2 protein-coding genes are annotated in these 7,176 nt (G+C 44.8%); both read right to left on the bottom strand.

Annotated features, from left to right (window positions below; genetic code table 11):
* Position 1 precedes the first annotated feature (1 nt).
* Complete coding sequence (locus C5695_RS03355; protein ID WP_117729164.1) at positions 2–4,507, bottom strand: type I polyketide synthase; 4,506 nt, start codon at positions 4,505–4,507, stop codon at positions 2–4.
* The gene (locus C5695_RS03350; RefSeq protein WP_117729162.1) at positions 4,500–7,169 is read right to left on the bottom strand and encodes a non-ribosomal peptide synthetase; all 2,670 of its coding nucleotides are present in this window, start codon (positions 7,167–7,169) and stop codon (positions 4,500–4,502) included. Before C5695_RS03350 ends, C5695_RS03355 begins: the two co-directional genes overlap by 8 nt.
* Positions 7,170–7,176 lie beyond the last annotated feature (7 nt).

Genomic DNA, 7,176 nt, shown 5'->3' with positions numbered 1-7,176 from the left:
TCTATTTTCTTTTTAATCTCTGTTTACGGCGGTTTTTCCCATCTGCCATCGCCTGTTTGCGGAGATTAGATGATTCAGTGACAGCTTGCTTTTCTTCCTTCACGCCATGTATCTTCTTCAGTTCTGCCGCCAATGACGCGATCGTTGGATGACTATACATCATGACCACTGGAACCTCTATCCCATAAATTGATTTAATATGACCGCTCATCTGCAGCAAATCAAGGGATGTCGCACCCATTTCAAAGAAGTTCTCATTCACATCCGGTTCATGAGGAAAAAAGGAGCTGAGTGCATCATTCAATGAGACTTCTAGGCGATCATCTATGACCTGCGATATTTGTTGACACGACTCTTTTTCCTCCTGAATAGGTGTTAAGCGGTGTTTTATTCTCTCAGTCATGTCTCGAACAGAAACAAGAATTTGTGGATAATCTAGACGAAGCACTTCCTGAAAGGCCTTGATTCCTTCTTCTGGCGAAATTCCCGCCTGCTCCTCGAGCGCCATCATGTCATTGACTTTGGCCGCTAATGCTGAGCCGTGTGCCATGCCGACTTTTTCCCATCGATCCCAGTTTAAAGAAATCACTGGCTTTCCTTCCCGCCTCTTCGCTTGAGCAAAGCTGTCCATAAAAGCATTGGAAGCCGCATAAGCCACTTGTCCAGCCGCTCCAAGAAAGGACACTAAGGATGAACAAAGTAAAACGAAGTCGAGCGTTTCATTCTTGAGTGCTTCATCCAGCACATAGGTCCCGTTGATTTTTGCCTGACACATGCGAATTTCATCGTCTGCTGTTCTTGCTTGGATGATCTTCCCATCTGCCTCTCCTGCCGCATGGATGACACCATGTAAATCGCCAAACGTTTTATGAGCCAGCTGGACCGCTTTCTGCACAGCGTCTTTATCTGACACATCACCGTGTACAGTTAGTACATCAGCTCCTAACTCTTCAAGAGTCATCAGCTTTTTCACGGTTTCAGCTTCTTTCCCATCTGCATCACTCAGCTCATGCCATGCAGAGCGTTCACGTATTTGTGATCGGCTGAGGAACACAAGTTTTGCTTGATACGTTTCTGCTAAATGTTGAGCTAGTGTGAAGCCAATGCCTCCCATACCGCCGGTCAGGAGGTAAACACCATGAGTCCTGAAAGGCTGCGTGGACGATTCCTCTTTACTTAAAGGTGTACTCGAAGCTTTTCGAACCCACCTGCTGTTCCCCCGATACGCCACAACCGCCTCTTGATCGTGCATTGCCACCTCATATGAAAGAAATAGCGGCCAGTCCGCCTTTGTTTCCTGACATAAATCAACGTGCTGACACGCAATATGCTGATATTCTTGAGGAATGGTCAGAGCTAGTCCAGTGCATGTTGCTTGAAGAGGATTGATATTCTCCATCCCGATGACATCATGCGATTGATTTGACACAAGATGAAGACGGATGGTTGTGTTATGATGCTGACTGATGAGCCTGACGAGATCGAGTACAGATAAGTAGTTTGGCTGATCACCTGTATCTTCTGTCAGTTCATCATGCATCCAGATGATCTCTTCCGGTATAAACCCAGATTGGTGCAGTTCAGCCATCACCCACTCTAAGTGTGACAGCATATGAACGTCAGCCTTCATCAACTGGTCATGTTTTTTGATCGTATGATCACTTTGACAGACGCTGACAACCTCTGCATACCGTTCTTTCAAATAGTCGCCAATATGACCACTTTTCTCAAAAACCAAGATACGCTTCCCTTGATGATGCTGCTCTTTTAGTACAGGTGCAGAGCGCTCCCACACCGGTATATAAAACCAGTCTTCAAAATCAGCGGAGAATCTCTCTCCCTTTTTTGATGGCTCTATAGCGGTCATCAGCTGATCTGCTTTAAACTGCGGAGAGGGGAATATTTGATGCTCGAATGGATATGTTGGCAGTGACACTCGATATGGGGCCTTTTCTTTTCTGACAGCGCTCCAGTTCGGTTCCACTCCAAAACTCCACAGCTTCCCTATAGCTTTTTTCATATATTCATCATCAGCAGCTTGTTCTTTTGGGTGTCTCACCAATGAAACAGCCGCTGCTTTGTTCACATCATAGTCCTCATGTCGTTTCACAAATTGAGTCAACGTATGACCTGGCCCCACTTCAATGAAAACCACTTCTCCAAGTCCAAGTAACGTCTCTAATCCTTGACTAAATAAAACAGGCTGTCTGATATGAGATGCCCAGTAATCAGGCGATGAGGCTTGCTCATTTGTTAACCAGTTCCCTGTCACATTCGAAAGAATCGGAATCTCGCCCTGTTGATAGGTGATTTCGGAGAGAACGTGCTTAAACTGTTCGGACGCTTCAGCCATCATACTTGTATGAAAGGCATGAGAGGTTTTCAATGTTTGGACAGAAGCTCCTCTTTTTTCAGCTTGTTCGAGATAGATCTGTAATCGTTCTGAAGAACCGGAAACAACAGATAATTGCGAGCTATTCACCGCAGAAAGCTCGACACCTTCAGGAAGATCATGTTCAATCTCTTCGGCGGAGAGTGACACTCCGGCCATTTCACCCCGAGGCATTTTTTGCATCAAACTGCCTCTTTTTAAAACGATACGGATTGCATCTTCAAGGTGTATAATACCGGCCACGCAGGCAGCTGTTATTTCTCCAATGCTATGACCAATGAAATAATGCGGACGTATGCCTAGTCCCATCAGCTTCGATGCGAGTGCATACTCAAAACTAAACAAGATGATTTGTGTATATGATGTTTGCTGCATGAGCTGTTCTGCTTTTATGAACTCTTCTTCGGTTGTTGGGTATAACACGTTCTCGATCTCAACACCTGATAAAGATAAAATGATGGCAAAACATTTCTGAAGCATTTGTTTAAATTCAGGATCTTTCTCATATAAATCTTTGCCCATATTCACATACTGAGCACCTTGTCCAGAAAACATCCAGACGACTGCAGGCTGTTGAAAGGCCTTTTGTGGCTGTCCCGCTGACTGGAATGTGCGGTCAGGATCTGCAAGAAAAGCTTGTCGATAAGGAAAATGCTTTCTGCCCTCTTGCAGTGTAAAGGCAGCCTCGGATAGTGTGACACGCTTTTGTTCTTTTAAATAAGATGTCATTTGTTCAGCAGATTTTTGAACCGCCTGCTTCGATCTTGCAGAAATCACCATTAGTTCATGATCTCTTTCTACTGACGGTTTGTCGGCGGCGGGTGCCTCTTCCATGATCAGGTGTACATTCGTTCCGCCGACTCCAAATGAACTAACTCCGGCACGCAGCGGCTGCTCTGTTTTCGTCCATGGTACGGGTGTAGTATTGACATAAAATGGACTTGATTCAAAATCAATTTTCGGATTCGGCTTTTTATAATGAAGGCTAGGAGGCAGTATCTGATGGTACAGACTAAGCGCTGTCTTGATAAAACCTGCAACCCCTGCGGCTGAGTCAAGATGACCAATATTGGTTTTCACAGACCCAATCGCACAAAACTGTTTTTTATCCGTTTGAAAGGCTTTCTTTAGTGACTCAATTTCAACCGGATCTCCAAGAGTTGTACCTGTGCCATGTGCTTCAATATAAGAAATACTCTCAGCTTCTACACGACTGATGTTGAGTGCCTTTTTAATCACTTCGCTTTGTCCTTCTATACTTGGTGCTGTGTAGCCAACCTTCCGCCCGCCGTCATTGTTATAGGCTGAACCTTTAATCACGCCATAGATATGGTCCTTATCTTTTAGTGCCTGCTTTAATGATTTGAGCACAACAACGCCGCAGCCCTCACCGCCTACGGTGCCTTCTGCCTGTTCATCAAAAGCCCGGCAGTGCCCATCTGGCGACATGATCATGCCCTCTTGATACATGTATCCTTTTTTGTGAGGGGTCGTAATGGTGACGCCGCCTGCGAGAGCCATTTTACATTCTCCGGTAATTAAGGCGCGCGCCGCCATATGAATGGCAGTCAAAGAGGAAGAACAAGCTGTATCAACAGCTACGCTCGGCCCCTTCAAATTCAATTTATAAGATACCTTTGTGTTCATGAAATCTTTATCTGTTAACTGAACAGCCGCAAATTGTTCGGATGAGTGATTCGTTCTCATCAGCATGGAAGCAGCTTGCCAATATAAATTAGCAGAGGCGGCTCCAAATAAACCAATTGGTTCCTGATAGGTTTCAGGGTTATAGCCTGCATCTTCAAGAGATTCCCACGCCACCTCATGAAACATGCGGATCTGCGGGTCCATTACTTCTGCTTCACGCTGTGAATAACCAAAGAAATCTGCATCAAAATGATCATGCTGATCAACTGCTCCTTTGGCACGTACATATTGCTCATGATCCAATGCTTCTTTCTCAACCCCTGCCTCAAGCAGCTCTTCCTTCGAAAAGAACGTAATAAACTCTCTTCCATTTGCAAGGTTGTCCCAAAAGTGATGAATATTCTTTGCTCCCGGAAAACGGCAGGCCATCCCAACCACTGCAACCTCTAATCCTGTGAACTTACTCATCTATCATCCCGCCTAACAGTTGAGCGGCACTTTCTAAGTCATCCGCTTCATTTTCTCCATCATCTTCGATTTGTTTCTCTTGCCCTGATGCTTTGTTTTTTAATTGAGCAGCTATTTGTGAAACAGTTGTAAATTGGAACAGCTCCATCACTGTCAACTCCTGCTGAAATTCCTCTTTCACTTTATTGGACAACTCAACGATATTAAAAGAGTTCCCGCCTAAGTCAAAAAACGGTTCATCTATACGAATCTGCGAAGCAGGGACTTGTAAAATAGAGGCGAAAATGCGAACAAGCTTCTGCTCTGTTTCATTATGTGCTTGAATGGTCACAGGCTCTTGATTGTCTGCCAGCTGATCTTCTGGATTCGGCAGTGCTTGGATATCCAATTTCCCTGATAGATTTAAAGGAAATTGCTCTATTTCGATGACATGTCTCGGCACCATATAACCTGGTAATCTTTCACTTAAAGACTGACGAAGCGCGCGCTGATCTATCACTTGTTTTGCCATCATGTATGCGCAAATGTATTGGTCCTGACCCTGCGTTTCCTTAGGAATGACAATGACATCTTGAATCAATCCTTGCATATGCGGGTCATCAAGAATCGCTCTGCGGATTTCCTCTAGCTCAATTCGATATCCCCTAATTTTCACTTGACCGTCGTTTCTCTTTGCAAATTCTAATAAACCATCAAACCGCCATCTTGCAAGGTCTCCCGTACCGTATAACATCCCGCTGCTGAGCTCTGGTTTTTTAATAAATTTCTCCTTGCTCAGATCAGGGTGATTGATGTACCCACGACCTACACCATCGCCTGTTATATATAACTCTCCAAAGACGCCAATCGGAACTGGCTCTCCTTGCGCGTCACATATGAAAATATGTTCATTCGGCATCGGCTGCCCAATAGGAATGACTTGCTCATCCCAGTCTTGGGGAATCAAAAAGGATGATGACTGAACCGTACATTCAGTCGGCCCATACGCATTAATCATGATCGGTTTTTCACCTGATATATGCTGTAAAAATTGATCCATCAGCTCTTTTGTGAACACCTCTCCGCCAACCAGCAGCATGTTCAACGCAGGCAGGTCTTGTCTTGATTGCGCTGCTGCTTTGTTCATCAGCTTCAAGTGGGAGGGAGTCACATCAGACAGCTGAATGTGATGTTCTTGGTAAAAGGACCATAATGCATGCCCATCCATACGGACTTCATCTTTGGCAATATGCAGTGTATGTCCGAGGAGCAATGCCGGAAACAATGTTTGAACAGACGCATCAAAAATGTGTGAAGCTAGCATCCCTACTTGCAAAGGATTAGGGAGCAAATCAAAAAAGCGCGTTTTCATTCCATATACCAAATTAATGACATGACGATGTTCGATAACGACACCTTTCGGATGCCCTGTCGTACCTGATGTATACAGGACATACGCCATATCGGAAGGCGAGATTGACCAAGTCAGATTCTCTTTTATTGATGATTCTTGAAGCATGTCTTGAATCACATGAACCTCGACATCCAATCCTTCGTGTCCTTCTGCATCCGAGACAATAGCTGCAGCGCCGCTGTTTTTGAGCATATACCGAATTCTTTCGATCGGCAGATGGACATCAATCGGTAAATAAGCATAGCCAGCCTTTAAGATGCCAAGAATGGCAATGACTAGTTCAGCAGATCGATACATTCTGAGTCCAACAGGAGTCTCACGTGTTATCTGACTTTGAGACAGTCTAAGCGCAATGCGATCAGATAATTGATCAACCTCTTCATATGTATAGGAGGTAGTGCCAAACACAACAGCCGTTCGCGCTGGATGCAATTGAACTTGTTGTTGAAATAACGACACAATATCACGATCCACTGGATAAGCGAGCGACTCCCCTTGAAATGAATCAAACAGCTGACTTTTCTCTACATCAGATAAAAATGAGTGTGTGCTCATCATTTGCTCAGGCGTTTCGAGACATTGCTCTGTGAATCTCATGAAATGATTGGAGAACTGCTCCATCATGTGGTCATCATAAATAGAAGCATCCCAGTGAACTTCAGCATGAAGGTGATCTTGTTCTTTCTTCCAAACAATAAGCACATCCGCATGCAGCTGCTCTCGGTCAGCATTCCCATGCAATGGTTCAAATGCACATGCCAGATTGACCCGCTTCTTGTCTTCTCCTACTGAACGCCAAAGCTCATCCATTAATATTTGAACAGGATAGTTTTGATGACGCACTGCCTCCTGAAACGATTGTTTCACTGCCTCTAGCCCTGCGCTAAAGCTCATATGAGGCTCAATCTCCGCCTTAAGCGGCAGCATATGATTGATGGCGGATTGATTGGCAGACTGTTCCATTGTAGGAACAGTCACCATCAACTCAGTTTTTCCGCTATAACGTTGAAGCAAGCCAAAAGCTGCTGTGGTTAGCACGATAAACAGCCGCAAATCAGAATCTCCACATAATTGCTTTAACGAATGATTCATTGCCACAGGGAAGGACGAATGAAGCGATCGGTTCATTGCAGCAGGCTCGGCCTTTGAAACCGTATGTGGAATGCGGCCATCAAGCTGGACACCTGATAAGATCGATGTCCAGTAGGCTCTTTCCCTCACCCTTTCCTTCGCCGCTGCTTTCAGTTGAAAATCATCATGTTCAATCACTCTTGCA

Origin of the sequence: Bacillus pumilus (genome assembly GCF_003431975.1) — a bacterium.
Lineage (GTDB): Bacteria > Bacillota > Bacilli > Bacillales > Bacillaceae > Bacillus > Bacillus pumilus_N.
The sequence above is the reverse complement of the archived record's forward strand: the minus strand, read 5'-3'. Positions and strand labels throughout refer to the sequence as shown.